The organism is Pseudomonas sp. LAIL14HWK12:I10 (assembly GCF_900184205.1).
Classification (GTDB): Bacteria; Pseudomonadota; Gammaproteobacteria; order Pseudomonadales; family Pseudomonadaceae; genus Aquipseudomonas; species Aquipseudomonas kermanshahensis.
Genome location: NZ_FXWU01000021.1, coordinates 1 through 26,426 on the forward strand (window position 1 = coordinate 1; position 26,426 = coordinate 26,426).

A 26,426-nucleotide genomic window follows, 5' to 3' on the forward strand; every position below is an offset into this window, starting at 1 on the left:
ATCTGCGAGTGAGTGACTCTGGGCAGAAAACAGGACGACGCCGACTGACAAAACGGGGTTGCTCAGAAATCCGTCGCTTGCTGCACAATGCAGCGATGGCCGCTAGCAAGTCTACGGCCTGGAAAGGCATCTATGAACAACACCGCAACAGCGGCAAGGCAACGACCCAGGCCCTCGTGATCCTGGCAAGAAAGCTTGCTCGCGTAGCATTCGCCCTGATGAAAAATCAGGACGAATATGTCACCAAAGCGAGCAAACCGGCTTGCTGAAAACCATAGAGTCTCCCACAACGCCAAACCTGTGGGAGCGGGTTTACCCGCGAAGAGGCCGGTTCAGGCAACTAATGCCTTGAGGCCCTGCAGTTCCTGCTCGGTCAATGCCACGCCCTCTTCCTCGGCCACCTCGCGCTCGCGGTAACGCCGCTCCCCGGGCATCCGCGTCAGGCCCACGGCCTGCATCTGCTCCACCAGCTCGCGGCTGCGCTGGGCAAACCGCTCGCCTTCGGCCTTACTCGGGTCGATGACGATGATCAACTGCCCGGTCCAGGGCGTCTTGGCCCCAGGGTGCCCGGACCAGTCGAACTCCCAAGAGAAGTTCCCGCCCGTCAGCGCCGCCGCCAGCAGCTCGACCATCATCGACAACGCCGACCCCTTGTGCCCGCCAAACGGCAGCAAGGCGCCGCCTTCGAGAATGGCCTTGGGGTCGGTGGTCGGCTGGCCGTTGGCATCTACGCCCATGCCCTCGGGCAACTGCTGGCCGGCCCGTGCAGCGATCTGCACATCGCCATGGGCCATGGCGCTGGTGGCCATGTCAAAGACGATCGGGTCATGTTCGGCACACGGTGCGGCAAAGGCGATGGGGTTGGTACCAAACAGCGGTTTGCGTGCACCATGCGGCACCACGCAGGTCATGCTGTTGACCACACTCAGGGCCACCAGGCCCTCTTCGGCGAACGGCTCTACATCCGGCCACAGCGCCGCGAAGTGGTGCGAGTTGTGGATCGCCAGCACTGCGATGCCGGCATTGCGTACCTTGGCCACCAACAGCTCACGGGCCGCCGCCAGCGCCGGCTGAGCAAATCCGCCCGCTGCATCGACACTCACATAGCCAGCCGCCACGTCGCTGACCTTCGGCCTGGCCTGGCCATCGACCCAGCCACTGGCCAAGGTCGAGACATAGCCCGGAATACGGAACACACCATGGCTGTGAGCGCCATCGCGCTGGGCGCTAGCGCAGTTGTGGGCCAGCACCTGGGCCACGGTTTCGCTGCAGCCATGACGCTGGAGGATTGCCTGCAACAGGTTCTGCAGCTCGGTAAAAGGCACACGCACGGCAGTGCCAGTGGAAGGTGCGGACATCTGAAGCTCCTTGTTGGAATTAGAGTGGCTACAGCGTTGCAACGACAAAAACTTTCCTGCATGTGACAGCTATCTGTCAAATATTGACTTGATGACAGAAAACATTCATTTTCTATCGCAAGCCTCACCCCCGGAGAAACAGCATGAGCCAACCGATCAAGCAACGCCTGGAAAACAGCCTGCAAGGGGCTGCCGCCTCAGGCCGCACGATCGCCAGCTACATGCTCGCCAACCTGCACGAACTGCCCTTTCAGACCTCGGCCAGCATCGCTGCCAAGCTGGGTGTCAGCGAATCCAGTGTCGGCCGTTTCTGCCGCTCGTTAGGTTATGCCCACCTCAAGGCGCTCAAGCAAGACCTGCAGAACGACCTGGGCGATGGCCCGTGGCTGGTTGGTGACCGCTTGCAAGACTACCGCCAGAACCATGATGCCAGCGACAACGCCGGCAGCCTGGAGCTGGAAATCGCCGCCCTGGTGCGTGTGCACGAGTACCGCCAGAGCGAGCCCTGGCACCGCGTGGCACAGCGCCTGGCAAGCAAACCACGGGTGTTCATCGCCGGCTTTCAGACCGAGCGCGGCGTCGCCATGTGCATGAGCCACCTGCTGCAGTACCTGCGCGACGGCGTGCAACTGGTCGACCTCAGCGCCGGGCACTTCGGTGAGGTGCTGTTGGGCCGCGCCGAAGACAGCGCCCTGGTGGTGTTCGAGGCGCGTCGTTATTCCCGCCACGCCCTGCAGCTGTGCCAGAAGGCGCGCGAGGCTGGCATTGCGGTCACCCTGGTGACCGATACCTTCTGTGACTGGGCCGATGCCAACGCCGACGAGGTGTTCCGCATCCCCACCGAATTCAACCTGTTCTGGGAATCCACCGCGACCATGCTGTCGTGGGTGCACCTGATGGTCAACGAGGTCTGCAAGAAGCTCGGGCCGGATGTTGAAAAACGCTTGGAAGCGACTGCCGCTCTACATAACGAATTCGTCGGCTACACCTCGTGGCCGGCGGGAAAACAACAATAGCAAGAGTGCAAGAGGTGCGAGATGAACAAGACCATGGCTATGGTAGGTGCGTGTGCCCTGCTGCTGGCGGGCGCCGCCAGTGCTGAAACCCTGCGTTTCGCCACCGAAGGTGCCTACCCGCCCTTCAACTATGTCGACGCCGATAACCAGCTGCACGGCTTCGACATCGACATCACCCACGCCCTGTGCGAACAGATGAAAGTCGAATGCACCCTGGTCGCCCAGGATTGGGAAGGCATCATCCCGGCCCTGATGGCGCGCAAGTACGACGCCGTGGTCGCGTCGATGATCAATACCGAAGAGCGCCGCAAGAAAATCGCCTTCACCGATCATTACTACCGTACCCCGCTGACTGTGGCTGTGGCCAAGGACAGCAAGATCACCGATGCCCAGAACAACTTCGTCGGCTACACCGTGGGCGCCCAATCCTCGTCGACCCAAGCCATCTATGCCGAAGACGTCTACGGCAAGGCCGGTGCCGACGTGAAACTCTACCCGACCATGGATGAAGCCAACGCCGACCTGGCCGCAGGCCGCCTGGATGGCGTGATCGCCGACAAGTTCCCCCTGCACGAGTGGATGACCAAGAACGGCCAGGACTGCTGCAAGATCCTCGGCGACGTGGCCGACACCAAGGCCGACGCGGCCATCGCCGTGCGCAAGGATGACGAGGCGCTGCGCCAACGCCTGAATACCGCGCTGCAACAGATCGTTGCCAACGGTACCTACCAGAAGATCGCCAGCAAGTATTTCGCCTTCGATATCTACAACTGATCTTCAGGAAACGACGCAATCCTGTAGGAGCAGCCTTGTGCTGCGAAAGGGCCACAAAGTGGCCCCCTGCAATCTGTGCCGCGGCATACACCCTGGGGCTGCTCCGCAGCCCTTTCGCGACACAAGGCCGCTCTTACCAAGAGAACGCGTTGCTCACCTTAGGGGTTTGTCATGCTCGATCAATTGTCCTTGCTGTCCTTCGCCAGCGGAGGCTGGGGCCAGGCGTTGCTGGCCGGCGCCCTGGTCACCGTTTCGCTGGCCCTCGCCTGCCTGCCCATCGGCCTGCCGCTGGGCCTGGCCGTAGCGTTTGCCGCACGTTCGCGCAAACGCCTGCCACGGGCCTGGGCCACAACCTTTTCTACCGTGTTCCGCGGCCTGCCCGAACTGCTGACGCTGCTGATCATCTATTACGGCTGCCAGATCGCCGCGCAAAAAGTGTTGGCCGCCCTCGGCTATCAAGGCGAATTCCTGATCAACACGTTCCTGGCCGCCATGATCGCCTTCAGCCTGGTGTTTGCCGCATTCTCCAGCGAAATCTGGCTGGCAGCCTTCAAGACCCTGCCCAAAGGGCAACTTGAAGCGTGCTCGGCACTGGGCCTGAGCAAGCGCACAGGCTTCTTCAAGGTGGTGCTGCCACAACTGACGCGCATCGCCCTGCCCGGCCTGTCCAACAACTGGTTGTCGCTGCTCAAGGACACCTCGCTGGTGTCGACCATCTCGCTGGTCGACCTGATGCGCCAGACCAACCTGGCTGTCAGCGTGACCAAAGAGCCGATGTTCTTCTATGGCGTTGCCTGCCTGGGTTACCTGCTGTTCTCGGCGGTCTCGGGACGGGTCTTTGCCTTCATCGAACGGCGCAGCAGCCGTCACCTGCAAGGAGCCCGGGCATGAATATCGAACAATGGCTGGCAGTCGTCCTCGACCCGGACCTGCTGGAACGCTACGGCCCGCGCTTCGTCGATGGGCTGCTGGTGACAGCCAAGCTGGTGGCGATTTCATTCACCCTGGGCGCCGTACTCGGCCTGCTGCTGGCACTGGCACGCTTGTCGCGCAGCCAGGTGCTGCAGCGCATGTCGGCCGGTTATGTGTACTTCTTCCGCGGCTCGCCGCTGCTGGCGCAGTTGTTCCTGCTTTATTACGGCCTCGGCTCGTTGAAAGGTTTCTGGCAGGACGTCGGCCTCTGGTGGTTCTTCCGCGAAGCGTGGTTCTGCACGTTGCTGGCATTCACCCTGAACACCGCCGCCTACCAGGCCGAGATCTTCCGCGGCAGCCTGATGGCCGTCGCGCCTGGGCAGCATGAGGCGGCGCGGGCACTGAACCTGAGCCGCTCGACCACCTTCTTCAAGGTGATCTTGCCGCAATCGCTGCTGGTGGCCATCGGCCCACTGGGCAATGAACTGATCCTGATGATCAAGGCCAGCGCGATTGCTTCGCTGGTGACCATCTACGACCTGATGGGCGTGACCAAACTGGCGTTCTCGCGCAGTTTCGACTTCCAGATCTACCTGTGGGCCGCCGTGCTCTACCTGGTGATCGTCGAGCTGGTACGTCGCCTCCTGAAACACCTGGAAGCCCGCCTGGGCCGCCACCTGAACTGACCGAAGGATACGTTCCATGCATTGCCAGACTCTCGTTCTCGGCGCCGGCATTGTCGGCGTCAGCACCGCGCTGCACCTGCAGGCGCGCGGGCGCCAGGTGATTCTGATCGACCGCGACGAACCCGGCAGCGGCACCAGCCATGGCAACGCCGGGCTGATCGAGCGCTCCAGCGTGATTCCGTATGCCTTCCCCCGGCAAGCGGGCGCGCTGCTGCGTTACGGCCTGAACCGCCAGCCCGACGTACGCTACAGCTTGCTGCACTTGCCCAAGGCCGCACCGTGGCTGTGGCGCTACTGGCGCCAGTCGGCGCCGGGGCGCCTGGCGGGTGCCGCCGCCGACATGCTGCCGCTGGTGCAGCGCTGCGTCGAAGAGCATGACGCGCTGATCGAAGCCGCCGGCCTGGAAGGGCTGGTTCAGGCCAAAGGCTGGATCGAGGTGTTCCGCGACCCGGCCCTGTTCAAGCAGGCGAAAGAGGACCTCAAAGGCTTGAGCCGTTACGGCCTGCAGTACGAGATTCTCGAATGCGGGCAGCTTCAGGCACGCGAACACCAACTGGACAGCACCGTGGTGGGTGGCATTCATTGGCTCGACCCGAAGACCGTGAACACCCCCGGCGCCCTCACCCGCGGCTATGCGGCGCTGTTCGTCCAACGTGGCGGGCAGTTCCTGCATGGCGATGCGCGCAGCCTGCGCCAGGTCGAAGGGCAATGGCAGGTCGACAGCCGTCGCGGCCCGGTCACCGCCGACGAAGTGGTGGCCTGCCTCGGCCCACAGTCGGCCGACCTCTATGAAGGCCTTGGCTACCAGATCCCGTTGGCGATCAAGCGCGGCTACCACATGCACTACGCCACCCGTGACGGTGCGCAACTCGAGCATTCGATCTGCGATACCCAAGGCGGCTATGTGTTGGCGCCCATGGCCCGGGGCGTGCGCCTGACCACCGGTATCGAGTTTGCTGCCAGCGACGCGCCAGGCAACGAAATCCAGCTGCGCCGCTGTGAAGCCTTGGCCCGGCGGTTGTTCCCGGCACTCGGCGAACGCCTTGATGACACGCCGTGGCTGGGCCGGCGCCCGTGCCTGCCAGACATGCGCCCAGTGATTGGCCCAGCGCCGCGGCACAAAGGCCTGTGGTTCAACTTCGGGCATGCACACCATGGCCTCACCCTGGGCCCGGTCAGTGGCCGGCTGCTGGCAGAACTGCTGACCGGCGAGCGCCCATTTACCGACCCTGCGCCCTACAGCGCGACACGTTTCGACTGAACCCTGCGGAGAACAACAATATGACCGCCCCTTTGAGCCTTGCCAGCCTTGCTCCAGCACCCGACCCGCGCCCGGTACTGATCCGTATCGAGGGTTTGAACAAGCACTATGGCGCGTTTCATGTCTTGCGCGACATCGACCTGCAGGTCCGCGAAGGCGAACGCATCGTCCTGTGCGGCCCGTCCGGTTCGGGCAAGTCGACGCTGATCCGCTGCATCAATCGCCTGGAAGTGGCCGAAAAAGGCAGCGTCCAGGTGGATGGCACCGACCTGGCCGCCACCACGCGCCAGGCGGCGCAGATCCGCAGCGAGATCGGCATGGTGTTCCAGCACTTCAACCTGTTCCCGCACATGAGCGTGCTCGACAACTGCCTGCTGGCACCCACCAGCGTGCGCGGGCTGTCGCGCAAGGACGCCGAGGAACGCGCGCGCATGTACCTGGCCAAGGTCGGCATCGAAAGCCAGGCGCACAAATACCCCAGCCAGCTGTCCGGCGGCCAGCAACAACGCGTGGCCATCGCCCGCGCCTTGTGCATGAAACCCCGCATCATGCTGTTTGACGAGCCGACCTCGGCGCTGGACCCAGAGATGGTCGCCGAGGTGCTGGATGTGCTGGTGAAACTGGCCGACACGGGCATGACGATGCTCTGCGTCACCCATGAAATGGGCTTTGCCCGGCAGGTGGCCGAGCGGGTGCTGTTCCTTGAAGGTGGGCAGATCATCGAGGACAGCCCGCCGCAGGTCTTCTTCAACCAACCGAAGACCGAGCGGGCCAAAGGGTTCCTGGCGCAGATACTGCACTGAATCCGTGTAGGAGCAGCCTTGCGCTGCGAAGAGGCCAGTGCAGACACGAAGATTTACGCTGCTGCCACTGGCCTCTTCGCAGCACAAGTCCATCGATTACAGGTGGCGTGCCAATGCATACGCCGCCTTCATTGCACCGCTGCAATGAACCAACTGCGTCGTTAAATATAATTGACCTCACCCCCTGCCAAACCCTTGCCGCCACAGGCCTGCAACGGTTTAACCCCCCTGAAATCGGCGTATACCCCCCTCTAAAGCCTCTACCAGTCGTTTGACATATCGAACGGCTCTGGCAAGCTAGCAACAAGTCCCGACCGGAATCGTCGCCTCTGACGAGCCGGCAGTGCTCGGGGCTTCAGGTCGCACTCAAGGCCCCGGCCGTGCGCCTGCACAACAACGACAGGTCGAACCTGTCCCAAGGTGACATATGTCCAACAGCAACATTGGCAACAAGCAACCTTCCCTGCGCAAACCCGTCGTTCTGATGACCATGGGCAGCCAAGAGCGCAAAGGCCATGACTATCAGGTCATGACCCACAAATACATTACTCCGCTGGTCGACTTCGCCGGTTGCGTCCCGGTCCTGGTGCCCACCTGCTGTGGCACTGAAGACCTCGAGACCTACCTGGACATGGCCGACGGCGTCTACCTGACCGGTGCCGGCAGCAACATCGACCCGGCCCTGTACGGCCAGGAGAACGAAACCCCCGGCAAAGGCCAGGACAAGGCACGCGACCTGTTCGACATCCCGCTGGTCAAGGCAGCCCTCAAGCGTGGCCTGCCGATCTTCGGCATCTGCCGTGGCATGCAGGAAATCAACGTGGCGCTGGGTGGCGACATCTACCAGAAGGTGTACGCCGAGCCAGGCTTCAACGATCACCGCGAAAACCCCGAAGACCCGGTCGACGTGCAGTACGCTCAAGTGCATGCCGTGAAGGTCAAGCCAGGCAGCTGGCTGCGCGACACCCTGGGCTGCGACGAGATCCGCGTGAACTCGCTGCATGGCCAAGGCCTGCGCAATTTGGGTATAGGCATCGAGCCGATCGCCCTCGCCGAAGACGGCCTGGTCGAGGCTATTCATGCCCCGAGCATTTCGCCCTTCCTGTTCGCGGTGCAGTGGCACCCCGAGTGGCAAGCCGCGAAAAACCCTGATTCGATCAAGATCTTCCAAGCCTTCGGCGACGCTTGCCGCGCCCAGGTTCGCAAGTCCCAGGTCAAGCACCATCAGGCTGCCTGACACAAAGCTTCGTTAGCTTTGATCGCGGGGCGGCGCAAGGCCGCCCCCGCTTCCCCGGTCACCCTCTGCTGGTCCCAGAACACTTCCCGTGGATGCGGGCGGCGGGCTTGTGCCTGTCTCCGCGATCGTTTTTTCCTCCCCCCTCAAGAGATACGATGACTGTTTGCCATGAACCTGAGTGCCAGGCTTCATGCATGATCGGTTGTCGCCTACTACGCACCATCCGCGGGCAAGCCCGCTCCCACAGGGTTTCCTAGGTGCTGAATGTTTGCCCTTTCCCTGTGGGAGCGGGTTTACCCGCGAAAGGGACGCCTGCAGAAACACGCCTTCCTCAGCCCACCAGGGAAAAAAAATGCATCGAGGGACTAGTCATCGTACAAGTTGTACGATAACTTACCTCCATCGCTTCTACACACCCTCACCCAAGCGCCACAGGATGCCTATAACAATGAATCCACAAGAACTGAAATCCATCCTCTCCCACGGCCTGCTGTCTTTCCCGGTCACCGACTTCAATGCCCAGGGCGACTTCAACCAGGCGGGTTACATCAAACGCCTGGAATGGCTGGCCCCTTATGGCGCCAGCGCCCTGTTCGCAGCCGGCGGTACCGGTGAGTTCTTCTCCCTGGCGGCCAGCGAATACAGCCAGGTGATCAAGACTGCCGTCGACACCTGCGCCACTTCGGTACCGATCCTCGCCGGCGTTGGTGGCTCGACCCGCCAGGCCATCGAATACGCGCAAGAAGCCGAGCGCCTGGGTGCCAAGGGCCTGCTGCTGCTGCCGCACTACCTGACTGAAGCCAGCCAGGACGGCGTCGCCGCCCACGTCGAAGCCGTGTGCAAATCGGTGAAGATCGGTGTAGTGGTCTACAACCGTAACGTCTGCCGCTTGAACGCCGACCTGCTGGAAAAACTCGCCGAGCGTTGCCCGAACCTGATCGGCTACAAAGATGGCCTGGGTGATATCGAGCTGATGGTGTCGATCCGCCGCCGCCTGGGCGATCGTTTCAGCTACCTGGGTGGCCTGCCGACCGCCGAAGTGTATGCTGCTGCCTACAAGGCCTTGGGTGTGCCGGTCTACTCGTCGGCCGTGTTCAACTTCGTGCCAAAGACCGCGATGGACTTCTACCACGCCATCGCCCGCGAAGACCACGCCACCGTTGGCAAGCTGATCGACGACTTCTTCCTGCCGTACCTGGACATCCGTAACCGCAAGGCCGGCTACGCAGTCAGCATCGTCAAGGCGGGCGCCAAGATCGCCGGTTACGACGCAGGCCCGGTGCGCACGCCGCTGACCGACCTGACTGCTGAAGAATACGAAATGCTCGCAGCCCTGATGGACAAGATGGGTCCGCAATAAGCGAACCCCCGCGGCCTGTCTCAGCCGCACCCGGAGTGGGAAGCCCCCACTCCGGTTACACCTCGTGAGCCCGCACAAAAATAACTAGTGGGAGTACTACCAGCATGCAAGCGACTAAGAAGACGCATGTGCGCTACCTGATCCTGTTCATGCTGTTTCTGGTGACCACGATCAACTATGCCGACCGCGCTACCATTGCAATCGCAGGCTCCAGCCTGCAGAAAGACCTCGGCATTGACGCCGTCACCCTCGGTTATATCTTCTCTGCCTTTGGATGGGCTTACGTGGCTGGCCAGATCCCTGGTGGCTGGCTGCTCGACCGTTTCGGCTCCAAGAACGTCTACGCCTTCAGCATCTTCACCTGGTCGCTGTTCACCCTGTTGCAAGGGTTTGTCGGTGGCCTGCCGGTGGCATGGGCAATCGTGACGCTGTTCACCCTGCGTTTTCTGGTTGGCTTTGCCGAAGCCCCGTCGTTCCCGGGCAACGCCCGCATCGTCGCGGCCTGGTTCCCCACCGCAGAACGCGGCACGGCCTCAGCCATCTTCAACTCGGCCCAGTACTTCGCCACCGCACTGTTTGCCCCGATCATGGGCTGGATTGTCTTCAGCTTCGGTTGGGAACATGTGTTCGTGGTCATGGGCGGCCTTGGCATCCTGTTCTCGTTCGTGTGGATGAAGACCATCTACAACCCCAAGCAACACCCGCGCATCAGCCAAAGCGAGCTCGAGCACATCGAGCAGAACGGCGGCCTGGTGGACATGGACCAGAAACGCGGCAACGACGGCCCGAAATGGGGTTACATCAAGCAGTTGCTGACCAGCCGCATGCTGCTGGGCGTGTACCTGGGCCAGTATTGCATCAACGCCATCACCTACTTCTTCCTGACGTGGTTCCCGGTGTACCTGGTGCAAGAGCGTGGGATGACCATCCTCAAGGCGGGCATCATTGCCTCGCTGCCGGCCATTTGCGGCTTCATCGGTGGCGTGCTGGGCGGGGTGCTGTCGGACTGGCTGCTGCGCCGCGGCAATTCGCTGACCTTCTCGCGCAAGCTGCCGATCGTCTGCGGCCTGTTGCTGTCGACCACAATGGTCTTCTGCAACTATGTCGACGCTGAATGGATGGTGGTCGGTTTCATGACCTTGGCCTTCTTCGGCAAAGGCATTGGTGCACTGGGCTGGGCTGTGGTCGCCGATACCTCGCCCAAGCAGATCGCCGGCCTTTCGGGCGGCCTGTTCAACACCTTCGGCAACATCGCCTCGATCACCACGCCCATCGTCATCGGCTACATCATCAGCGCCACCGGTTCGTTCAAGTGGGCCCTGGTGTATGTAGGCGCCAACGCCCTGGTCGCGGTGTTCAGCTACCTGGTGATCGTCGGCCCGATCAAGCGCATCGAGCTGCATGAACCCCCAAAGGCTGAAGCCGACGTCACCGCCAATGGTGACCTGGCAAGCGCCCGACACTGAGTGAACACGCCCGCGCCCGGCACCTGCCGGCCGCGGGCGGATGTATAAAGCCTGAGCAATCACAAGAAGGGCCCGAACATGCAGTTGATCGAACATTCCGACTCGCCCCGCTACGTCCGCCTGCACGATGACGACAATGTCGTGGTAGTGGTCAACGACGGCGGCCTGGGCGAAGGCGCCCGCTTTCCCGACGGCCTGACCCTGGTCGAAGGCGTGCCGCAGAGCCACAAGGTCGCCACCGTACTGATCGCCAAAGGCGAGCCGGTGCGCCGCTATGGGCAGATCATCGGTTACGCCCTTGAAGACTTGCCCCAAGGCAGCTGGGTTCAGGAAAGCCAGCTGGCCATGCCAGAAGCCCCAGCGCTGGACAGCCTGCCGCGCTGCGACGCCGTCCCTGACGCCTTGCCGCCACTCGAGGGGTTTACCTTCGAGGGCTACCGCAATGCCGACGGCACCGTCGGCACCCGCAACATCCTCGGCATCACCACCACCGTGCAATGCGTGACCGGCGTGCTGGAGCATGCGGTCAAGCGCATTCGTCAAGAGTTGCTGCCGTTGTACCCCAACGTCGATGATGTGGTCGCCATCACCCACAGCTACGGCTGCGGCGTGGCGATCAACGCCCGCGATGCCTACATCCCGATCCGCACCGTGCGCAACCTGGCGCGTAACCCTAACCTTGGCGGCGAAGCGCTGGTCATCAGCCTGGGCTGTGAAAAGCTGCAGGCCGGCCAGGTCATGCACGACAACGACCCCTCGGTAGACCTCAGTGACCCGTGGCTGTATCGCCTGCAGGACGCCAGCCTGGGCTTCGGCGAAATGATCGAACAGATCATGGCGCTGGCTGAAACCCGCCTGAAGAAGCTCGACCAGCGCCGTCGCGAAACGGTGCCCGCCAGCGAGCTGATCCTGGGCATGCAGTGCGGCGGCAGCGATGCCTTCTCTGGCATCACCGCCAACCCCGCGCTGGGCTATGCCTCCGACCTGCTGGTACGCGCCGGCGCGACCGTGCTGTTCTCGGAAGTGACCGAAGTGCGTGACGCCATCTACATGCTGACCTCCCGCGCCGAGAACCAGGACGTGGCCGATGCGCTGGTGCGCGAGATGGACTGGTACGACCGCTACCTGCAGCAAGGTGCGGCCGACCGCAGCGCCAACACCACGCCGGGCAACAAGAAAGGCGGCCTGTCGAATATCGTCGAAAAGTCCTTGGGCTCGATCGTGAAGTCCGGCAGCGGCGCTATTCAGGGCGTGCTCGGCCCTGGCGAGCGAGTCGCCCGCAAAGGCCTGATCTTCTGCGCGACCCCGGCCAGCGACTTTGTCTGCGGCACCTTGCAGCTCGCAGCTGGCATGAACCTGCATGTCTTCACCACCGGCCGCGGCACGCCGTACGGCCTGGCCATGGCACCCGTGGTCAAGGTGTGCACCCGCACCGAGCTGGCCGAGCGCTGGCCTGACCTGATCGACATCGACGCCGGGCGCATCGCCACAGGCCGCTCGAGCATCGAGGAACTGGGTTGGGAGCTGTTCCACTACTACCTGGACGTGGCCAGCGGCCGCAAGCAGACCTGGGCCGAACAACACCGGCTGCACAACGACATCACCCTGTTCAACCCGGCGCCGATTACCTGATGTAGCGGTTTGGCATGGCCCCTGTGGGAGCGGGCCATGCCGTCCTTCAGCTTTTTATTTCATCAAAGGAGCACCCCATGCCTGAGATCCTCGGCCACAACTTCATCGCCGGCCAGCGCAGCGCCGCTGGCGCGCAACGCCTGCAGAGCCTGGACGCCACCACTGGCGAGGCCCTGCCCTACAGCTTTGCCCAGGCCACCGAGGCTGAAGTGGACCAAGCCGCCCAAGCCGCCGCTGCCGCCTTCGCCGAATTCCGCCAACTGGCCCCGGCGCGCCGCGCCGAATTCCTCGATGCCATCGCCGCCGAACTGGATGAGTTGGACGACGCCTTCGTCGCCATCGTCTGCCGCGAAACCGCCCTGCCTGCAGGGCGTATCCAGGGCGAGCGCGGGCGTACCAGTGGCCAGATGCGCCTGTTCGCGCAAGTCCTGCGCCGCGGTGATTACCTGGGGGCACGCATCGACCTGGCCCTGCCGGATCGCCAACCGCTGCCTCGTGTCGACCTGCGCCAGATGCGCATTGGCGTAGGCCCGGTTGCCGTGTTCGGTGCCAGCAACTTCCCGCTGGCCTTCTCGACTGCCGGTGGCGACACCGCCGCCGCCCTCGCCGCAGGCTGCCCGGTAGTGTTCAAGGCGCACAGCGGCCACATGGCCACAGCCGACCTGGTCGGTTGTGCCATCCAGCGCGCCGCTGAGCGCACCGGCATGCCCAAGGGCGTGTTCAACATGGTCTTCGGCGGCGGGGTCGGCGAATGGCTGGTCAAGCACCCGGCGATCCAGGCCGTCGGCTTTACTGGCTCGCTCAAGGGTGGCGATGCGCTGTGCCGCATGGCCGCCGAACGCCCACAGCCGATCCCGGTGTTTGCCGAGATGTCGAGCATCAACCCGGTGATCATCCTGCCCGGTGCCCTGGCCAAACGCGGCGAAGCCATCGCCCGCGAACTGGCAGGCTCAGTGTGCCTGGGTGCCGGCCAGTTCTGCACCAACCCTGGCCTGGTGATCGGCCTGCAATCGCCGCAATTCAGCCAGTTGCTGGCCGACCTGGGCCAGCACCTCGACCAACAGGCTGGCCAGACTCTGCTCAACGCCGGCGGCCTGCGCAGCTACGTTGGCGGCCTGGAGCACCTGCACGCCCACGCTGGCATCGAGCACCTGGCCGGCCAGGCACAGGAAGGCAACCAGGCCCGCGCCCAGCTGTTCAAGGCTGACGCCCGCCTGCTGGTCGACGCCGACCCGTTGCTGCAAGAAGAAGTGTTTGGCCCAACCACTGTGGCCGTCGAAGCCCAGGACAACGAACAACTGCGCGCCGCACTGCTCGGCCTGCGCGGCCAACTGACCGCGACCCTGATCGGCGAGCCGGAGGATTTCGAAGCGTTCGCCTGGCTGGTGCCGCTGCTGGAAGAAAAGGTCGGCCGGATTCTGGTCAATGGCTACCCGACGGGTGTCGAAGTGTGCGACGCCATGGTGCATGGCGGGCCGTACCCGGCAACCTCGGATGCACGCGGCACGTCGGTCGGCACCTTGGCCATCGACCGTTTCCTGCGCCCGGTGTGCTACCAGAACTACCCGCAGGCGTTGCTGCCTGAGGCGCTGCGCGATGGCAACCCGCTGGGGCTGCGTCGCCTGGTGAATGGGCAGTGGAGCGAAGAGGCGATCTGATCGTCTTTAGAATGGAAAAAGCCCCGCACATGTCGGGGCTTTTTCTTTTGTCTGTACCGGCCCCTTCGCGGGTGAACCCGCTCCCACAGGGGTGGCACAGATTTCAGGGCTGCAGTGATCCTGTGGGAGCGGGTTTACCCGCGAAGGGGCCGGCCTGGGCGACAGAGGGCTCAGACCCCCTGCGCTTCCGCCTCTTCATGCGCCTGACGCAACCGCTCGCGGCTGTTGCTCAAGTGCATGCGCATGGCCATCTTCGCCCCTTCGCTGTCTTGCCGGGCAATCGCTTCGTAGATCGCCTCGTGCTCATGCATCAACCGGCTCATGTAGTGCGCCTGGTCATCATGGGCCAGGCGTGCCGAATTGAGCCGGGTACGTGGAATGATGCTGGTACCCAGGTGGTTGATGATGTCGGCAAAGTAGTGGTTGCCGCTGGCCTGGGCGATGCGCAAGTGGAACTGGAAGTCCGCGGAAACGGCATCGGTCGCATGGGCCGCGCCTTCGTTGAGCTCGTCCAGCGCTGCGCGCATGCCAACCAGCTGTTCATCGCTGCGCCGCTGCGCCGCCAACCCTGCCGACTCGATCTCCAGGGCAATGCGCAACTCCAGCACTGCCAGCACTTCGCGCAGGGTCACCACGGTCGCCGGGTCGATGCGGAAACCGCCCGTAGCCGGTGCGTCCAGCACAAAGGTGCCGATCCCATGGCGGGTCTCCACCTGGCCTGCGGCCTGCAGCCGCGAGATGGCCTCGCGCACCACGGTGCGGCTAACGCCCTCTTCCGCCATGATCTGCGATTCGGTCGGCAGCTTGTCGCCGCGCTTGAGCTGGCCGCTGCGAATTCGCTCGGTCAGCACCGTGACCAGTTCCTGGGCCAGACTGCGCGGCTTGCGCCGGGTCCTTGCCTGTACCTGCTGCTCTGTCATGCCCTGTATTTCACCTTGAAAGACAGCGCCCATGATAGCGCAAGCAGTTGTACGATCACATACACCCAATGCGGTATTTCACACTGTGTCTGCGACACGCGGAATGCGAAAAATCAGCGCCACATGCTGGCCCAAAGCCAGCGAAAGGCTGTACCGTGCGGCTTCGCGCTCACTTATCCATGGAAGGAAACGACAGCATGAAACCGCTCGACCGAATTCTGCTCGCCACTGGCCTGCTGATCCCCCTGTGGCTACTGGCTGGCGTCTGGCTGACCGCCCAGGCGTACCCCGGCTATGACCACCTGCAACAGGCCATGAGCCAACTCGGCGCCGTGGGTGCAGCCACCCAGCACTGGTCTGCGTTGGTCAACAACTTCCCACTGGCCGTGTTGTTCGCACTGTTTGCCTGGGGTCTGGCCCGTCGCTGGCAGGGATCGACCCTGGCGCGGGTCAGCGCGGCCCTGGTGCTGCTGCATGGCCTGGGCAGCCTGGGCTCCGGCTGGTTCCCCTGCGACCAAGGGTGTGCACCGGCACAGCCTTCGCTGTCGCAGCAGTTGCACAACCTCTCAGGCTTGCTGATGTTCCTTTCGTTGACTTGGGCCAGTGCGCTGTGGGCCTGGCTAGGCAACCGGGTGGCCGGCTCACGGGCCTTGAGCCTGTTCTCCTTGGCAGCCGTAGTGCTGGCGATCGTGACCGTCGCGCTGATGGGCCAGGCTGTTGAAAGTGGCCATCTGTTCGGCTTGTACCAGCGCTTGAACTACGGCGTATCGGTCATCTGGGTGGCAGGCCTTGCCTGGGCCAGCCTGCGTGCCCCCGCCTCAGCGCGGTTGCGAATGGCCACCGCCTGACGGCAAATTGCTGGCCCCCAGGCGTTTGAAGGGAAGGCAAACTCCCTTCTCCTTCAGATGCTTAGGACAGCAACATGCGAGTACTTCTAGCAACGATGGCCGGCTGCCTGCTGGCCACGGCCGCCTTCGGCGTGCAGGCCAGGACGCTGAGCCAGAATGATCGCCAGACCTGTGGCTGGGGCGCACAGATCGCCGCAGAAGCCCAGCAGGCCAAGCTATCAGGGGTAACCCTGTATGCCACGCGCAAGAAGTTACAGGCGCGCAAGTTCGCCAAGCCGTGGATGCGCATGACCGCCTTCGGCATTACCGAGCAGACTTACAACAGCCGTTCGCGATTGAAACCTGCGGCGATCAAGCAGACCTATTACGAGCAATGCGTGCAGCATGCCGTCGCAAGGCGATAAATCTATATTTTTCAGTAGGTTAGCCTGATTATTTTTAGCAAAACCTTAATAGTAGGCAGAAGCGACAAAATTAGTTTTATCGTTTATTTTCAATTACTTAAAGAATAAGATTAAAGCGAAATCTAAAGATGATCGCCCTGGTGCCGCCAGGGCGCTCCCGCACTGAACTGCTCAGTCACCCACGCCTTGAAAACCCCGAGTGCAGCGGTGTTCAACCGTGACGTAGGCCGCACCAGGTAGATCCCTGCCGCCACGTCGAGCTGCCACTGCGGCAGCACCCGCACCAAGCGCCCACTGGTCAAGTCCTCGCCCATCAGCCAGTCGCCGCCAGCCAATATGCCCACACCCCGGCGGGCAGCTTCGAGCAAGGCTTCATTGTCATTACTGCGCAACGAACCAGTGACTTTGACACTGACTTGCTGCGCTTGCCGGGTGAGGCGCCATTCGGGAAACGAACGCAAGCCGCTGAAGCCGAGGCAGTTATGCCCGGCTAGCTGCTCAGGCTGCTGCGGCGTGCCATGACTGGCCAAGTAGCCCGGCGAGGCGCAGAGGATGCGGCGGTGATCGCACAGCTTTTGCGCCACCAGGCGGTTATCGGCCAACTCGCCAATACGGATGGCAGCGTCAAAGCCCTCGCCGATCAGGTCAACGAAGCGATCGGCGTATTCGGCCTCCACTGTGACCTGCGGATAGGCCAGCACAAAATCCGCCAACATCCCGCTCAACCAGCGCCGCCCCATGGCCGCCGGCAAGGCGAGGCGCAAACGCCCCCGCACCGTTACCGCCCCTTGCGTGGCTTCCTGTTCGGCTTCGGCGATCAGCCGGCTGGCCTCGCGCACCCGCGCCACCAACCGCTCACCTTCGTCGGTGAAGCGCAGTTGCCGCGTGCTGCGCTCAACCAGGCGGATGCCAAGGCGTGCTTCGAGTGCGCTCAGGCGCTTGGACAGCACCGTGGGGTGGCGCGCCAGTTGCTGTCCAGCAGCCGCGAACGACCCCTGCTCGTGCAAGGCCAGCAAGGTGGCAAGTTCATCGGCGCGGCGGCTGTCGAAGGCGTCCATGGCAAGGCTCGGCAGAAGGTAGGAAAGTCAGGCAATGAGAATCAGCGCCCCTTCCGACAGCCCTTGCTCCAGGTCCGCGTGGGCCCTGGCCGCTTCGGCCAGCGGGTAGCGACGCCAGACCCGAGGCTGGATGATACCTGCGTCGACCGCCGCCAGCACATCGGCGGCGCGCTGCTGGTACTCCTCGACGGTGCGCGTATGGGCTGCCAGTGACGGGCGCGTCAGGTACAGGGAGCCCTTGGCATTGAGCGTGGCCACTTCAATGGCCGCCGGCGCGCCGGAGGTGCCACCAAACGACACCAGCAACCCGCGCGGGCGCAGGCTGTCCAGCGAGGCCTCCAGCGACACCTTGCCGACACTGTCATACACCACGTCCACGCCCTCGCCGTGCGTCAACTCACGCACCTCCCTGGCCAACGTGGCCGCCTCGAACACCATCACGTGATGGCAGCCCGCCGCCCGCGCCCGCTCGACGCTCTGCGGTCGCGACACCACGCCAATCACGGTCGCCCCCAGGTGCCTGGCCCAAGACGCCATGAGCTGCCCCAATGCCCCGCCCGCGCCATACAGCAGCACCTGGGTACCCGGCCCCACGCGGTAGGTGCTCTTCAGCAGGTACTGCGCGGTGATGCCCTTGAACAATACGGCTGCGGCGGCTTCGTCATCCAGTGAGTCCGGCAGCTTGACCAGGCGCTCGGCAGGGAACAGCCGCCCGCTGGCATAAGCGCCTACCGGGCCCATCGCATACGCCACCCGGTCCCCCACGCGCACATTGCTCACCCCTTCACCCACCGCGCTCACCCGCCCGGCGCCCTCCAGCCCCAGGCCAGACGGCAATGCCAGGGGCGCCCCGCCCTTGCGCTGCAGTACGTCCAGCGGGTTGACGCCCATGGCGGTCTGCTCCAGCCAAACCTCGCCTGGCCCTGGCACTTGCGGTTGGACGTGCTGCACCTGCATGACATCGGCAGTACCGGTGGCGTTGAGTGTTATACGGTTGGCCATGATCGACTCCTGTGAGGATGACGGTTTCGATACAGGCTAATTAGGCATGGCAAGTTGAACAATACGGCGCAGTGCAGATGATTTCTGCAACCCGTGCAGCAATAGCCGACCGCCATGCGCACCGCCGCGCACCCAAACCAGAGCATCTGTTAGGCTGATCAAAGCCCGCCCAACCAGCCTCGACTATTCGCCCCATGGATGAACTGCGCAAGATCGACCTCAACCTGCTGCTGGCCTTGCATGCACTGCTGACAGAGAAGCACGTGACCCGCGCCGCCCTGCGCCTGCACCGCAGCCAGCCGGCGGTGAGCCATGCGCTGGCACAATTGCGCAGGCACTTCGATGACCCCTTGTTGATTCGCCAGAACGGCCGCATGGCCCTGACCGCACGTGCGCAGGCACTGGCCAAGCCGCTGCAAGATGCCTTGGGCAACCTCAACGCGCTGCTGGCCGCTCCGCTGTTCGACCCTGCCAATGCGCAGCGTCGGTTCCGTTTGTCGTTGTCCGACTATGCTTCGCGCATCATCCTTCCGCCCCTGGTCCGCCACGTGCGCCAGGTAGCACCCGGTGTAGACCTGGCAATCAGCCAGGCCAGCCGTGAAACCATGCTGGCCCAGCTGCTCGACGGGGAGCTCGACCTGGCCTTGGGCCTATTCCCCGAGCTGCCGCAGAGCATCACCGCCCAGCCCCTGTTCGAGGAACACTTCATCAGTGTTGCCGACCGCCAGGTGCTGCCTGCCAGTGGGGGCCTAGCGTTGGCCGACTGGCTGGCTCGCCCCCATGTGTTGATGGCCATGCACCCCGATGCCCATGATGAAATAGAACGGGCATTGGCCGCCCACGGCCTTCAGCGGCGGATAGCCCTGGCACTGCCGCACTGGAGCGCAGCGGTCGAGGTGCTTGCGGGCACCGACCTGATTCTCACAGTGGCCAGCCGCGCGGTAGGTTCATTGCGCCAGCATCAGGCGTTGCGCCGGTTTGAGCCGCCACTGGCCATTCCTTCGTTTGCCTATCAGCAGGCCTGGCACAGCCGCAAAGACAGCGACGCCGGGCATCGCTGGCTGCGCGAGGCCGTGTGGGCCTGCAGCCAGCCAGGCACTTGATCAGCGCTGTGACTGCTCGAGCACCACAGGCTTGGCCGCAGCGCTGCTCCCCCAGTTCCCCTGGACCAGAAACACCCCACACAGGATCAGTACCACGCCGGCCACCCGAGCCAGGCTGACTGGTTTGCCCCCCAGCCCCATTACCCCGAAATGGTCAGCGATGACCGCCGTCAAGATCTGCCCTGCCACCACCAGCACCAGAAAGCCTGCAGCGCCCAGTTTCGGCGTCAGTGCTGCCGCGCCGGCCACGTAGAGCGCGCCCAGCACGCCGCCAATCCACAGCCACCACGGCCCTTGGAGGGCCTTGCCCAGATCTGGCGTTGGCACCCGCAGTATCAGCAGCGCCGCAATCACCACCACTGAACTGACCGTCAGCGAGGTGAACGCCCCCCATAACCAGTGGCCCAACGCCCGGCCAACAGCGGCGTTGCCAGCTGCCTGAAACGGCAGCACGGCACCCGCCAGCAACGCCATCGCCACAGGGATACCCAACAGAACCATCGACTTGCTCAACATGACTTGCCTCACCTTGTAGTGTGATGGAGGCCATGATCGATGGATCTGCACCGGTTATGGAAATCAAACACATGCACCCCGACTATTCGCCGCGTGAATAGCCGGGCACCTCACACGCCGAACCTAGCGTGAGGTCTCCACGCGCAGCACTTCGGTGTAGATGGCATCGACCGTCTGGCCGACCTTGAGGTTCTTCATGCGCGCCTGCAGGTCAGGGTTCTCGACCTTCACCACCTGCAGCTTGCCTTCCGGCGGCAGCAGGCTCACCTCATGCTTCTTGAGGTCGATCTTCTTGATCTGCGACGTGACCTTGACCTGGCGGAACGCCTCACCGCCGGGGTTGGGGTTGTCCTTGGTGGCGCGAATGCTGCCGGACTCATCACTCACTTTAGGCGCGCCGCCCACGTCGGTATTGAGCACATAAGCCACAGCGCGGGTCACGTAGATGTCGACCGTGTCGCCGACCTTGAGGTTGGGCAGCGCCTTGGCCTTCTCGGTCAGTTGGAAGGTCACAGGCTTGCCGTTGGCGCCCTCCACCGTGACCTGGCGGCTGGCCAGGTCGATAGCCTGCACCTTGGTGGTGACATGGCTTTCCAGCGCTTCGCTACCAATCGGCACATCAGCGGCCTGGGCCGTGAAGCTGCCAGCGAAGACCAGCGAGGCGAGTGCGACAGCGCGAGCGAGTGAGCTAATGGGTTTCATAGGCCTGCTTCCCTGTATTCGTTTCCGGGTTGGCGCGTGAAAGGTTCACGCGCCAACAAGCATAGTCATTACTGGCTGCGCGTCACCCGCCAGACCGTATTGGCCAGGTCGTCGGCAATGATCAAGGCACCGCGCGGGTCGACGGTGACCCCCACCGGCCGCCCACGCGTCTTGCCGTCCTCGCCCCGGAAGCCCGTGGCGAAGTCGATCGGTTCGCCTGCCGGCTTGCCATTGCTGAACGGCACGAAGATCACCTTGTAGCCCACGGGGTTTGGCCGGTTCCAGCTACCGTGCTCACCCACGAACACCCCGTCGGCGAAGCGCTCGCCCATGGCCGGTACCGAGAAGTCGACCCCCAATGCAGCCACATGCGAGCCAAGGCTGTAGTCCGGCTTGATTGCCGCCGCCACCTTGTCCGGGTTCTGTGGCCTGACCCGGTCATCGACGTTCTGGCCCCAATAACTGTAGGGCCACCCATAAAACCCACCTTCACGCACCGACGTCAGGTAGTCCGGGACCAGATCAGGGCCGAGCTCATCACGCTCGTTGACCACCGCCCACACCTGCCCGCTCTGCGGCTGAACAGCCAAGGCCGTCGGGTTGCGCAAGCCGGTCGCATAGGGCCGGTGAGCACCGGTCTGGGCATCGACCTGCCAGACCATGGCCCGATCGATCTCCACTTCCAGGCCGCGCTCGGTGATGTTGCTGTTCGAGCCGATACCCACATAAAGGAAGCGCCCATCAGCGCTGACGGCCAACGATTTGGTCCAGTGGTGGTTGATTTCGGCAGGCAGGTCGGTGACCTTGACCGGCGCACCGCTGGCCTTGGTCTGGCCCTCCTGGTAGTCGAAACGCACCAATGCATCCTGGTTGGCCACGTACAGCTTGCCGTTGGCAAACGCCAGGCCGTAAGGGGCGTTGAGGTTTTCAGCAAACACCGTCTGCACCTCGTAGGTGCCATCGCCGTCGGCGTCGCGCAGCAAAGTCAGGCGATTGCCGCCTTTGACCTGGGTATTGCCTTTGGCCTTGATCTGGCTGGCGATCACATCCTTGGGTTTGAGTTTTGCGGCGCTGCCGCCGCGGCCTTCGGCTACGAGAATATCGCCATTGGGCAGCACCAGGCTCTGGCGCGGGATGTTCAGGCCGGTGGCGATTGCCGTGACGCTGAAGCCCTCAGGCACAGTCGGCTTCTGCTCACCCCAGGCAACCGGCTCAGCGATCTTCATGCTCGGCAGCAAACCACGCTGGGGCTCAGGAAGCTTGGGGTCCGGGCCATGGGCTTGAGTGGGCGTGCCTTCCCCACCACAGGCACTGATCAGTAACGCCATGCTCAACAGGCTCAAGGTATGCAAAGGCTTCATGCCACACCTCCCGAACGCAGGTTGCTAAGGCCAGTCCACGCCGCGACAGTTGCGAGCGCGGTCACAATGACCGACAGCACCAACCCCGACGGCATCACTGCCCAGGCGTCCTTGGCATGCTCGAAGGCATTGACCACCCCCAACACCCAGGTCGCCAGCAACAGCACGAAATACAGGGTCGCACGCCCGCCCTTGCGCTCGGCGCGGATCAGGTTGACCAACGCGAACAGCAGCGCCAGCCCACAGAACACCAAGCCACCGGCGATCAGCCAGGCCGCGAAGTTGCTCCATTGGATCTGGTAGCTATTGAAGTAGGCGATATCGCTCAACAGCGCGCCAAGAAACAGCGGAACACTGCCGGCCAACAGCATGGCGTGCAATGGGCCTGGCGTGCAGCGGTAGAGGGTTTGCTCAGATGCGGTCACGGCGCCTCCTTATCGTTCAGTGACCCGGGCCTGATGACAAAGCCATCATCAGGCGTGCGCGGGGTGCGCTAAAGAAAGGAGCGTCTCTACGACGCGATAGTTCACCGTTTCGCTTGAATGGTATCCTGCAAGCACCCGCGCTGTGCTTTTCTACCTTCAGCGCTTTGGCATCACTCGAACAAGGAGAACAGCATGAGCGACTACCGGGAGCGCACGTGGGCGTTCTGGGCACTGAACACGCTGCTCATCCTCGGCCTGGGGCTGAGCGCAGGCTGCTCCAGCAAGAAAAACCAAGCCCGCTATGCGGCCTCCACCGTTGGCTCCAACTGCTTCGCCAAGGCCGTACCGACTACGGGCGAAGGTGGCCTGGCCTGGGGCAATACCCTGAGCATTGCCCGGCAGAAGTCGCTGAACAACTGTGTGCGCTATGCAGGCAGGTCTGGGGGGACGCCGAAGACCTGCCAGGTGGTGATGGCCAAGTGCAAGAACTAGGCAGCAGTCGCTGACGCTCAACGCCGCGTGATCACCACCTCCAGATACTCGCTGGGGACCACCAGCGAGGCCCCGCCCCCCACGTTGTTTTCATTCAACAGCGCAGTCAGGTCGCTTTCCAGCGCATTGGCGGCTTCAGGCGCCAATGCCGCAAACGCCTTGTGCACCGGCCCATACCAAGTGCGGAACACATCGATGAAGTGCGCTGCAGAGCGATAGCGGAAGTTGAAGTGTTGATGGGTGACCTGCATCTGGCCCAGCGCCCTGTCGAACAGTACCCGCAACTGCTCCTCGTCACCCCAGCGTGAAGGGGGCAATGCCCCGGCTGGCGGCGGAACGTGGCGCCCGAGCGTCTTGAACATCTGGCCAACGAAACCCTGGGGCGTCCAGTTCGCCAGGCCAATCCGGCCGCCGGACCGACAGACGCGGCTCAATTCCCGCGCGGCCTGGGCCTGATCGGGGGTGAACATCACACCGAAGGTCGACAGAACGGCATCGAATGCACCCTCGGCGAACGGCAGCGCTTCGGCATCGGCCACTTGAAACACCACGTTCAGGTGCTCGGCCTGAGCGCGTGCTTCACCGCGCTTGAGCAACTCGGCCACGTAGTCGGTGGAGGTGACGCGGCAACCGCGCCGCGCGGCGGCCAGGGTGGCATTGCCGTTGCCGGCCGCCACGTCCAGTACCTGCTCGTCCCAGCGCAAATCACAGGCTTCGGCTAGGCGTTCGCCCACCAGCTGCAGGGTGGTGCCGATCACGGCGTAGTCACCGCTGGCCCACGCTGCTTGCTGGCGGGCTTTCAAGGCATTGGTATCCAAAGGGGTGCTCATGGTCTGCGCCTTCTTGTTGTGCGCGGCCGAGGTCCTTCTGGCGGTCATCGCGCCATGGATAGGTTGAGGGGTCGAGCCCGTGGGGGTAGCAAAAAATTATGCGCCTGATGGGGGAAGCGGCAAGCGGTGGGGGGTGAGAGGCAAGACGGATTTGAGATAGCGGAAAGCATTAACCGCTATATGGGGATGGTTGCGAGGTGTACGGTTTGGGGGGGTTGGCGCTTGCGGGATCGAGCGCCGCTTGCGCGACGCTTCGCAGCACAAGGCTGCTCCTACAATTGTTTCGGGCCAATTAATCCTGCGGCAGTGGCGCGCGACATTCTTGGCGCCGAATCGGGCCTGTGTAGGAGCAGCCTTGTGCTGCGAAGCGCCGCACAAGCGGCGCTCGGTCTATCAGGCAAACTTGGCCCGAGCTGCATGCAGCTTCTTGTAGCTCTCGATCAAACGCAAATGACGATCCAGCCCTTCCAGCTTCATGCTGGTCGGCGTCAGGCCATGGAAGCGCACGCTGCCGTCCACCGAGCCCAGCACCGCGTCCATCCGCGGGTTGCCGAACATGCGGCGGAAGTTGGTTTCGTAGTCTTCCATCTCAAGTTCATCATCCAGCACCACTTCCAGCACCACGTTCAACGCCTGGTAGAACAGGCCACGCTCGACGGTGTTGTCGTTGAACTGAAGGAACGCCTCGACCAACTCCTTGGCATCTTCGAAGCGCTGCACGGCCAGGCAGATCAGTAGCTTCAGCTCAAGAATGGTCAACTGGCCCCACACCGTGTTGTCGTCGAACTCGACGCCGATCAACGTGGTGATGGTGGTGTAATCGTCCACATCGCAGTTGTCCAGGCGCTTGAGCAGCAACTTCAGCGAACGGTTGTCCAGGCTGTGCAGGTTGAGGATATCAGCGCGGAACGACAAGGCCCGGTTGGTGTTGTCCCAGATCAGGTCCTCGACCGGGTAGATCTCCGAGTAACCCGGCACCAGGATGCGGCATGCGGTGGCACCGAGGTTGTCGTACACCGCCATGTACACTTCTTTGCCCAGGTCTTCGAGGATGCCGAACAGGGTCGCAGCTTCCTGAACGTTGGAATCTTCGCCATGGCCAGAGAAGTCCCACTCGACGAATTCGAAATCGGCCTTGGCGCTGAAGAAGCGCCACGACACCACGCCGCTGGAGTCGATGAAGTGCTCGACGAAGTTGTTCGGCTCGGTCAGCGCGTGGCTTTCGAAGGTGGGCTGCGGCAGGTCGTTCAGGCCTTCGAAGCTGCGGCCCTGCAACAACTCGGTGAGGCTGCGCTCCAACGCCACTTCCAGGCTCGGGTGCGCGCCGAACGAGGCGAACACACCACCGGTGCGCGGGTTCATCAAGGTCACGCACATGACCGGGAACTCACCGCCCAGCGATGCGTCCTTGACCAGCACCGGGAAGCCCTGCTCTTCCAGCCCCTGAATACCGGCAACGATGCCCGGGTACTTGGCCAGCACTTCCTGCGGTACATCCGGCAGGCACAGTTCGCCTTCGAGGATCTCGCGCTTCACCGCACGCTCGAAGATTTCCGACAGGCACTGCACTTGCGCCTCAGCGAGGGTGTTGCCCGCGCTCATGCCGTTGCTGAGGAACAGGTTCTCGATCAGGTTGGACGGGAAGTACACCACCTCCTGGTCCGACTGGCGCACGAATGGCAGCGAGCAGATGCCCCGCGCAGTGTTGCCCGAGTTGGTGTCGTACAGGTGCGAGCCGCGCAGCTCACCGTCGGGGTTGTAGATTTCCAGGCAGTTCGCGTCGAGGATCTCGCTGGGCAGCGCGTCCTTGGGGCCCGGCTTGAACCACTGCTCGTTCGGGTAATGCACGAACGGCGCGTTAGCGATGTCCTCGCCCCAGAACTGGTCGTTGTAGAAGAAGTTGCAGTTCAGGCGCTCGATGAACTCACCCAGCGCCGAGGCCAGCGCGGCCTCCTTGGTCGAACCCTTGCCATTGGTGAAGCACATCGGCGACTGTGCATCGCGCACATGCAGCGACCACACGTTGGGCACGATATTGCGCCACGAGGCGATCTCGATCTTCATCCCAAGGCCCGCGAGAATCGCCGACATGTTGGCGATGGTCTGCTCCAGCGGCAGGTCCTTGCCCGGGATGTAGGTGCTGGTGTCCGACACCGGCATCAGTAACCCCTGGGCATCGGCGTCGAGGTTGTCCACCACCTCGATGACGAATTCAGGCCCGGTCTGCACGACCTTCTTTACCGTGCAACGGTCGATGGAACGCAGGATGCCCTGGCGGTCCTTCTCGGAAATGTCTTCGGGCAGCTCGACCTGGATCTTGAAGATCTGGTTGTAGCGGTTTTCCGGGTCGACGATGTTGTTCTGCGACAGCCGAATGTTTTCGGTGGGGATGTCGCGGGTCTGGCAGTACAGCTTCACGAAGTAAGCCGCGCACAGGGCCGAAGACGCCAGGAAATAGTCGAACGGCCCCGGGGCCGAACCGTCGCCTTTGTAACGGATCGGTTGGTCGGCGATCACCGTGAAGTCGTCGAACTTGGCTTCGAGACGGAGATTGTCGAGAAAATTGACCTTGATTTCCATGCGGGATTACCGTGAGTTAAGC

The 26,426-nt window shown here is 63.1% G+C and carries 26 protein-coding genes; 16 read left to right on the forward strand and 10 right to left on the reverse strand.

Going from position 1 to position 26,426, the window contains the following annotated elements:
- On the forward strand, positions 1-269 hold a 269-nt coding region (locus QOS90_RS26765), incomplete at its 5' end, for a transposase (protein ID WP_283600567.1).
- A gap of 63 nt (positions 270-332) precedes the next feature.
- Here QOS90_RS26765 and QOS90_RS26770 read toward each other — a convergent pair.
- Positions 333-1,358 carry an Ldh family oxidoreductase gene (locus tag QOS90_RS26770; protein ID WP_085274375.1) on the reverse strand — a complete coding sequence of 342 codons (1,026 nt, stop codon included), beginning with the start codon at positions 1,356-1,358 and terminating at the stop codon, positions 333-335.
- Between the two features lie 143 nt (positions 1,359-1,501).
- Between QOS90_RS26770 and QOS90_RS26775 the strand changes: the two genes are divergently transcribed.
- From QOS90_RS26775 to QOS90_RS26825, 11 genes are all read left to right on the forward strand, one after another.
- The gene (locus tag QOS90_RS26775; RefSeq protein ID WP_027593599.1) at positions 1,502-2,374 is read left to right on the forward strand and encodes a MurR/RpiR family transcriptional regulator; all 873 of its coding nucleotides are present in this window, start codon (positions 1,502-1,504) and stop codon (positions 2,372-2,374) included.
- 21 nt (positions 2,375-2,395) lie between these two features.
- Positions 2,396-3,148 (forward strand): transporter substrate-binding domain-containing protein, encoded by a 753-nt coding sequence (locus QOS90_RS26780; protein ID WP_027593600.1) that lies wholly within the window; start codon positions 2,396-2,398, stop codon positions 3,146-3,148.
- Between the two features lie 171 nt (positions 3,149-3,319).
- Positions 3,320-4,039 carry an ABC transporter permease gene (locus tag QOS90_RS26785; protein ID WP_027593601.1) on the forward strand — a complete coding sequence of 240 codons (720 nt, stop codon included), beginning with the start codon at positions 3,320-3,322 and terminating at the stop codon, positions 4,037-4,039.
- The gene (locus tag QOS90_RS26790; RefSeq protein WP_085274374.1) at positions 4,036-4,746 is read left to right on the forward strand and encodes an ABC transporter permease; all 711 of its coding nucleotides are present in this window, start codon (positions 4,036-4,038) and stop codon (positions 4,744-4,746) included. The genes QOS90_RS26785 and QOS90_RS26790 overlap by 4 nt, the downstream gene beginning before the upstream one ends.
- Positions 4,747-4,762: 16 nt before the next feature.
- Positions 4,763-6,007: an NAD(P)/FAD-dependent oxidoreductase gene (locus QOS90_RS26795; protein ID WP_085274373.1), complete on the forward strand. Its 1,245-nt coding sequence runs from the start codon at positions 4,763-4,765 to the stop codon at positions 6,005-6,007.
- 20 nt (positions 6,008-6,027) lie between these two features.
- Positions 6,028-6,810 (forward strand): amino acid ABC transporter ATP-binding protein, encoded by a 783-nt coding sequence (locus tag QOS90_RS26800; protein WP_027593604.1) that lies wholly within the window; start codon positions 6,028-6,030, stop codon positions 6,808-6,810.
- Between the two features lie 427 nt (positions 6,811-7,237).
- Positions 7,238-8,047 carry a gamma-glutamyl-gamma-aminobutyrate hydrolase family protein gene (locus tag QOS90_RS26805; protein ID WP_027593605.1) on the forward strand — a complete coding sequence of 270 codons (810 nt, stop codon included), beginning with the start codon at positions 7,238-7,240 and terminating at the stop codon, positions 8,045-8,047.
- A gap of 448 nt (positions 8,048-8,495) precedes the next feature.
- Positions 8,496-9,407 (forward strand): 5-dehydro-4-deoxyglucarate dehydratase, encoded by a 912-nt coding sequence (gene kdgD, locus QOS90_RS26810; RefSeq protein WP_027593606.1) that lies wholly within the window; start codon positions 8,496-8,498, stop codon positions 9,405-9,407.
- A 104-nt stretch (positions 9,408-9,511) separates the two neighbouring features.
- Positions 9,512-10,873 carry an MFS transporter gene (locus QOS90_RS26815; protein WP_027593607.1) on the forward strand — a complete coding sequence of 454 codons (1,362 nt, stop codon included), beginning with the start codon at positions 9,512-9,514 and terminating at the stop codon, positions 10,871-10,873.
- A 78-nt stretch (positions 10,874-10,951) separates the two neighbouring features.
- The gene (gene garD, locus QOS90_RS26820) at positions 10,952-12,505 is read left to right on the forward strand and encodes a galactarate dehydratase (protein ID WP_085274372.1); all 1,554 of its coding nucleotides are present in this window, start codon (positions 10,952-10,954) and stop codon (positions 12,503-12,505) included.
- Between the two features lie 77 nt (positions 12,506-12,582).
- Positions 12,583-14,163 (forward strand): aldehyde dehydrogenase (NADP(+)), encoded by a 1,581-nt coding sequence (locus QOS90_RS26825; protein WP_085274371.1) that lies wholly within the window; start codon positions 12,583-12,585, stop codon positions 14,161-14,163.
- A 170-nt stretch (positions 14,164-14,333) separates the two neighbouring features.
- On the opposite strand, the gene QOS90_RS26830 is transcribed toward QOS90_RS26825, so the two are convergent.
- A complete protein-coding gene (locus QOS90_RS26830; RefSeq protein WP_027593610.1) occupies positions 14,334-15,083 on the reverse strand; it encodes a FadR/GntR family transcriptional regulator in 750 nt (249 codons plus the stop codon).
- Positions 15,084-15,280: 197 nt separating this feature from the next.
- On the opposite strand from QOS90_RS26830, the gene QOS90_RS26835 reads away from it, so the two are divergent.
- Both QOS90_RS26835 and QOS90_RS26840 read left to right on the forward strand, forming a co-directional pair.
- Positions 15,281-15,931, forward strand: a complete 651-nt coding sequence (locus QOS90_RS26835) for a DUF998 domain-containing protein (protein WP_027593611.1) — start codon at positions 15,281-15,283, stop codon at positions 15,929-15,931.
- Between the two features lie 74 nt (positions 15,932-16,005).
- Positions 16,006-16,335, forward strand: coding sequence for a hypothetical protein (locus tag QOS90_RS26840; protein ID WP_085274370.1), 330 nt, complete (start codon positions 16,006-16,008; stop codon positions 16,333-16,335).
- Positions 16,336-16,457: 122 nt separating this feature from the next.
- Here QOS90_RS26840 and QOS90_RS26845 read toward each other — a convergent pair whose 3' ends face one another.
- Both QOS90_RS26845 and QOS90_RS26850 read right to left on the reverse strand, forming a co-directional pair.
- Positions 16,458-17,393, reverse strand: coding sequence for a LysR family transcriptional regulator (locus QOS90_RS26845; protein WP_085274369.1), 936 nt, complete (start codon positions 17,391-17,393; stop codon positions 16,458-16,460).
- Positions 17,394-17,420: 27 nt separating this feature from the next.
- Positions 17,421-18,395: a quinone oxidoreductase family protein gene (locus tag QOS90_RS26850; protein ID WP_027593614.1), complete on the reverse strand. Its 975-nt coding sequence runs from the start codon at positions 18,393-18,395 to the stop codon at positions 17,421-17,423.
- Between the two features lie 194 nt (positions 18,396-18,589).
- On the opposite strand from QOS90_RS26850, the gene QOS90_RS26855 reads away from it, so the two are divergent.
- Positions 18,590-19,498 carry a LysR family transcriptional regulator gene (locus QOS90_RS26855; RefSeq protein WP_085274368.1) on the forward strand — a complete coding sequence of 303 codons (909 nt, stop codon included), beginning with the start codon at positions 18,590-18,592 and terminating at the stop codon, positions 19,496-19,498.
- Here QOS90_RS26855 and QOS90_RS26860 read toward each other — a convergent pair whose 3' ends face one another.
- The 4 genes from QOS90_RS26860 to QOS90_RS26875 all read right to left on the reverse strand — a co-directional run bounded on the left by QOS90_RS26860 (position 19,499) and on the right by QOS90_RS26875 (position 22,448).
- On the reverse strand, positions 19,499-20,014 hold the full coding sequence (locus tag QOS90_RS26860) for a DMT family transporter (RefSeq protein ID WP_085274367.1): 516 nt from the start codon (positions 20,012-20,014) through the stop codon (positions 19,499-19,501). It lies immediately after the preceding gene.
- 123 nt (positions 20,015-20,137) lie between these two features.
- Positions 20,138-20,716 carry a hypothetical protein gene (locus QOS90_RS26865; RefSeq protein WP_027593617.1) on the reverse strand — a complete coding sequence of 193 codons (579 nt, stop codon included), beginning with the start codon at positions 20,714-20,716 and terminating at the stop codon, positions 20,138-20,140.
- Positions 20,717-20,784: 68 nt separating this feature from the next.
- Positions 20,785-22,077: a PQQ-dependent sugar dehydrogenase gene (locus QOS90_RS26870; RefSeq protein ID WP_027593618.1), complete on the reverse strand. Its 1,293-nt coding sequence runs from the start codon at positions 22,075-22,077 to the stop codon at positions 20,785-20,787.
- Positions 22,074-22,448: a DUF2231 domain-containing protein gene (locus tag QOS90_RS26875; RefSeq protein WP_097151376.1), complete on the reverse strand. Its 375-nt coding sequence runs from the start codon at positions 22,446-22,448 to the stop codon at positions 22,074-22,076. The genes QOS90_RS26870 and QOS90_RS26875 overlap by 4 nt, the downstream gene beginning before the upstream one ends.
- Positions 22,449-22,694: 246 nt before the next feature.
- On the opposite strand from QOS90_RS26875, the gene QOS90_RS26880 reads away from it, so the two are divergent.
- Complete coding sequence (locus QOS90_RS26880) at positions 22,695-22,994, forward strand: hypothetical protein (protein ID WP_085274366.1); 300 nt, start codon at positions 22,695-22,697, stop codon at positions 22,992-22,994.
- Positions 22,995-23,011: 17 nt separating this feature from the next.
- Here QOS90_RS26880 and QOS90_RS26885 read toward each other — a convergent pair whose 3' ends face one another.
- Together QOS90_RS26885 and QOS90_RS26890 are read right to left on the reverse strand one after the other, a co-directional pair.
- On the reverse strand, positions 23,012-23,824 hold the full coding sequence (locus QOS90_RS26885; protein ID WP_027593621.1) for a class I SAM-dependent methyltransferase: 813 nt from the start codon (positions 23,822-23,824) through the stop codon (positions 23,012-23,014).
- 393 nt (positions 23,825-24,217) lie between these two features.
- Complete coding sequence (locus QOS90_RS26890) at positions 24,218-26,404, reverse strand: OsmC domain/YcaO domain-containing protein (RefSeq protein ID WP_027593622.1); 2,187 nt, start codon at positions 26,402-26,404, stop codon at positions 24,218-24,220.
- Positions 26,405-26,426 lie beyond the last annotated feature (22 nt).

What these genes read in the sequence shown, in the direction of transcription:
- QOS90_RS26770 (WP_085274375.1), bottom strand. Translation starts at nt 1,358, where the DNA reads ATGTCCGCACCTTCCACTGGCACTGCCGTGCGTGTGCCTTTTACCGAG.
- QOS90_RS26775 (WP_027593599.1), top strand. Translation starts at nt 1,502, where the DNA reads ATGAGCCAACCGATCAAGCAACGCCTGGAAAACAGCCTGCAAGGGGCT.
- QOS90_RS26780 (WP_027593600.1), top strand. Translation starts at nt 2,396, where the DNA reads ATGAACAAGACCATGGCTATGGTAGGTGCGTGTGCCCTGCTGCTGGCG.
- QOS90_RS26785 (WP_027593601.1), top strand. Translation starts at nt 3,320, where the DNA reads ATGCTCGATCAATTGTCCTTGCTGTCCTTCGCCAGCGGAGGCTGGGGC.
- QOS90_RS26790 (WP_085274374.1), top strand. Translation starts at nt 4,036, where the DNA reads ATGAATATCGAACAATGGCTGGCAGTCGTCCTCGACCCGGACCTGCTG.
- QOS90_RS26795 (WP_085274373.1), top strand. Translation starts at nt 4,763, where the DNA reads ATGCATTGCCAGACTCTCGTTCTCGGCGCCGGCATTGTCGGCGTCAGC.
- QOS90_RS26800 (WP_027593604.1), top strand. Translation starts at nt 6,028, where the DNA reads ATGACCGCCCCTTTGAGCCTTGCCAGCCTTGCTCCAGCACCCGACCCG.
- QOS90_RS26805 (WP_027593605.1), top strand. Translation starts at nt 7,238, where the DNA reads ATGTCCAACAGCAACATTGGCAACAAGCAACCTTCCCTGCGCAAACCC.
- kdgD (WP_027593606.1), top strand. Translation starts at nt 8,496, where the DNA reads ATGAATCCACAAGAACTGAAATCCATCCTCTCCCACGGCCTGCTGTCT.
- QOS90_RS26815 (WP_027593607.1), top strand. Translation starts at nt 9,512, where the DNA reads ATGCAAGCGACTAAGAAGACGCATGTGCGCTACCTGATCCTGTTCATG.
- garD (WP_085274372.1), top strand. Translation starts at nt 10,952, where the DNA reads ATGCAGTTGATCGAACATTCCGACTCGCCCCGCTACGTCCGCCTGCAC.
- QOS90_RS26825 (WP_085274371.1), top strand. Translation starts at nt 12,583, where the DNA reads ATGCCTGAGATCCTCGGCCACAACTTCATCGCCGGCCAGCGCAGCGCC.
- QOS90_RS26830 (WP_027593610.1), bottom strand. Translation starts at nt 15,083, where the DNA reads ATGACAGAGCAGCAGGTACAGGCAAGGACCCGGCGCAAGCCGCGCAGT.
- QOS90_RS26835 (WP_027593611.1), top strand. Translation starts at nt 15,281, where the DNA reads ATGAAACCGCTCGACCGAATTCTGCTCGCCACTGGCCTGCTGATCCCC.
- QOS90_RS26840 (WP_085274370.1), top strand. Translation starts at nt 16,006, where the DNA reads ATGCGAGTACTTCTAGCAACGATGGCCGGCTGCCTGCTGGCCACGGCC.
- QOS90_RS26845 (WP_085274369.1), bottom strand. Translation starts at nt 17,393, where the DNA reads ATGGACGCCTTCGACAGCCGCCGCGCCGATGAACTTGCCACCTTGCTG.
- QOS90_RS26850 (WP_027593614.1), bottom strand. Translation starts at nt 18,395, where the DNA reads ATGGCCAACCGTATAACACTCAACGCCACCGGTACTGCCGATGTCATG.
- QOS90_RS26855 (WP_085274368.1), top strand. Translation starts at nt 18,590, where the DNA reads ATGGATGAACTGCGCAAGATCGACCTCAACCTGCTGCTGGCCTTGCAT.
- QOS90_RS26860 (WP_085274367.1), bottom strand. Translation starts at nt 20,014, where the DNA reads ATGTTGAGCAAGTCGATGGTTCTGTTGGGTATCCCTGTGGCGATGGCG.
- QOS90_RS26865 (WP_027593617.1), bottom strand. Translation starts at nt 20,716, where the DNA reads ATGAAACCCATTAGCTCACTCGCTCGCGCTGTCGCACTCGCCTCGCTG.
- QOS90_RS26870 (WP_027593618.1), bottom strand. Translation starts at nt 22,077, where the DNA reads ATGAAGCCTTTGCATACCTTGAGCCTGTTGAGCATGGCGTTACTGATC.
- QOS90_RS26875 (WP_097151376.1), bottom strand. Translation starts at nt 22,448, where the DNA reads ATGCTGTTGGCCGGCAGTGTTCCGCTGTTTCTTGGCGCGCTGTTGAGC.
- QOS90_RS26880 (WP_085274366.1), top strand. Translation starts at nt 22,695, where the DNA reads ATGAGCGACTACCGGGAGCGCACGTGGGCGTTCTGGGCACTGAACACG.
- QOS90_RS26885 (WP_027593621.1), bottom strand. Translation starts at nt 23,824, where the DNA reads ATGAGCACCCCTTTGGATACCAATGCCTTGAAAGCCCGCCAGCAAGCA.
- QOS90_RS26890 (WP_027593622.1), bottom strand. Translation starts at nt 26,404, where the DNA reads ATGGAAATCAAGGTCAATTTTCTCGACAATCTCCGTCTCGAAGCCAAG.